The sequence below is a fragment of the Glycomyces sp. YM15 genome, from assembly GCF_016918015.1.
In the GTDB taxonomy this organism is placed as follows: Bacteria; Actinomycetota; Actinomycetes; order Mycobacteriales; family Micromonosporaceae; genus Glycomyces.
Genome location: NZ_JAERMK010000054.1, coordinates 1 through 2683, shown reverse-complemented (window position 1 = coordinate 2683; position 2683 = coordinate 1). Strand labels below are relative to the sequence as shown.

General features: G+C 65.7%; 2 protein-coding genes. One reads left to right on the top strand and one right to left on the bottom strand.

Translation table 11 applies throughout. From position 1 onward, the window contains the following. A partial coding sequence (locus tag JHY01_RS26140; protein WP_205328667.1) for an endo-1,4-beta-xylanase occupies positions 1–1154 on the bottom strand: 1154 nt, incomplete at its 3' end. Between the two features lie 315 nt (positions 1155–1469). On the opposite strand from JHY01_RS26140, the gene JHY01_RS26135 reads away from it, so the two are divergent. Next, positions 1470–2683 (top strand): non-reducing end alpha-L-arabinofuranosidase family hydrolase (locus JHY01_RS26135; protein WP_205328666.1); only part of this gene is annotated, 1214 nt, incomplete at its 3' end.

The following is a 2683-nucleotide window of genomic DNA, read 5'->3' as shown; positions in this document are numbered from 1 at the left end:
GTCCACTGCTGGTTCGCCCCGGTCCAGCAGTCGTAGATCTGCAACTGCGTACCGTCCGTCGTCGACTGATTCGGCACATCCAAACACCGATTCGATGCCACCGACACCACATGGCCGCCGTCGCCGCCGCCCGGCGTGCCGTTGTTCAGCGCGGCGAGCACGGAGTGGTAGGCCTGCTTCTTCTGGTAGTTGCCGTCGAAGAGCAGCGGATTGTCGTCGCGCCATGAGTACTTGTCGGTGACGCCCCAGACGGTGATGCCGGTGCAGCGGGCGACCGCCATGCACGCGTTGGTGACCGTGCCGTAGGTGGCCGCCTGGCCGGTGCCCTGGCCGACGTCGAGCTCGGTGATCTCCACATCCACGCCGAGATCGGCGAAGCGCTGCAGGTTGGCCTGGTAGCTGCTCAGGTTCTCGTTGTGGGCGATGTGGGTCTGGAAGCCGACGCAGTCGATGGGGACGCCGCGGGACTTGAAGTCGCGCACCATGTTGTAGATCGCGGTGCTCTTGGCGTTGATCGCGTCGGTGCCGTAGTCGTTGTAGCAGAGCTTCACGTTCGGGTCGGCGGCGTCGGCGGCGCGGAAGGCCTCCTCGATCCAGCCGTTCCCCAGCTGCTGCTGGAGGTTGGACTGGCGGCGGCTGCCGTCCCACTCGAAGGCCTCGTTCACCACGTCCCAGGCGAAGATCTTGCCCTCGTAGTGGTTCGCGACCCCGGCGATGTGGTTGAGCATGGCGTTGCGCAGGTTCTGGCCGGTGAGGCCCTGCACCCAGCCGGGTTGCTGGGCGTGCCAGACGAGCGTGTGGCCGCGGACCTTCATGCCGCGGGCCTGCGCCCAATTGAGGATCTGGTCGCCGCCGGAGAAGTTGAACTGGCCCGGATTGGGCTCGGTGGCGTCCCACTTCATGGCGTTCTCGGCCACAACTGAGTTGAACTCGGTGGCGAGCGTGTTCGCGTACCCGGACTCGTTCAGGAATTGGGTGGCGACGGCGGCGCCGAAGTAGCGGCCGCTCTCGGCCGCCGACGTGCCTAGCGTGGTTCCGGCCTGGGCTGTCCCGGAGGACATCACGAGGGCTGTCGTGGCGGCCAGGCTCGCGGTCGCGACTGCGGCGATCGTCGACCAGACGCGGCGCCGTCGCCGCGGTGAACTGGTGATCATGGTGTTCCTTTGGTGCTCGCGGGGAGGGTCGTCGAAGGGAGCGTGATCGAAAGTTTCGGTGTACGTCCCGAAACTTACGTCTTCGACGAACTATAGATATGTTTCGATATCACGTCAAGTAGGACGATGCCCCGTCGCCACGGGAGCGCCGCCGCGCGCCCGGCTCCGGGAAATAGCATCGATCTATTTACATGTGCCGAAACGTCTGGCTATCCTGTGTGTACATCTCATGTTTCGGCCTCCGGGCCGAAACTTTCGCAGACCCTGATGTTGTTAGCGATAACCACACAGTGGACTTGATCAGAGAGGCAACCCATGAGGCACCCCACTCGATGGCGATCGTGGATCGCGCTGCTGGCGGCGACGCTGGCCGCGGCCCTCGCCGCAGCGACCTTGAGCGCCGCCCCGGCACAGGCCGCCCCGCTTCCCTCGCCCTTCCAATGGAGTTCGACGGGCGCGCTGGTCGCCCCGCAGCAGACGGCCCCGGGCCGAACCCTGGTGTCGATCAAGGACCCGTCGGTGGTCCAGGTCGACGGCAAGTACTACGTCTACGCCACCACCGCGGACACCAACGGCGGCTGGTCCCTGACCTCCTTCGGCGGGTTCACCGACTGGTCGCAGGCCGGGCAGGCGCAGCAGTACCACCTGTCCCAGACCCCGATCGGCGGCGGCTACCGCGCCGCTCCGCAGGTGTTCTACTTCGAACCCGACAACCAGTGGTACCTGATCTACCAGACCGGCTTGCCGTCCTTCTCCACGCTGACCCACCCCGGGCAGCCGCAGAGCGCCTCGGCGCCCAGGAACTTCATGAACAACCACGGCATCGCCGACGCCGGGTCGTCGTACCTCCTCGACTACTGGGTCGCCTGCGACGACGTCAACTGCTACCTGTACTTCAACAACGACAAGCAGAAGTTCTACCGGGCCCAGACGACCGTGGCCGAGTTCCCGAACGGGTTCGGCGACGTCGAGCTGTTCATGGAGGCCCCGAACCAGAGCCTCTTCGAGGCGACCAACGTCTACAAGGTCGGCGACACCGGTCAGTACCTGCTCATCATCGAGGGCATCGGCTCCAACGGCGCCCGCTACTTCCGGTCCTGGACCTCCAACCGGCTCGACGCGAACTTCAGCGAGTGGACCCCGCTGGCCGACACCCAGTCCAACCCGTTCGCCGGCACCGCGAACGTCTCCTTCCCCGGAGGGTCCTGGACGAACGACATCAGCCACGGCGAGATGGTCAGGGTCGACGGCGACCAGACCATGGAGATCGACCCCTGCAACATGCAGTACCTCTACCAGGGCAGGAACCCGAACATCGGCGGCGACTACTCGCAGCTGCCCTACCGCCTCGGGCTCCTGACGAACACCAACCCCACCCCCGACTGCGGAAGCAGCGGCGGCGGCGGGGACTCGGGCCAGCTGCGCGGCACCGGCTCGAATCGGTGTTTGGATGTGCCGAATCAGTCGACGACGGACGGTACGCAGTTGCAGATCTACGACTGCTGGACCGGGGCGAACCAGCAGTGGAC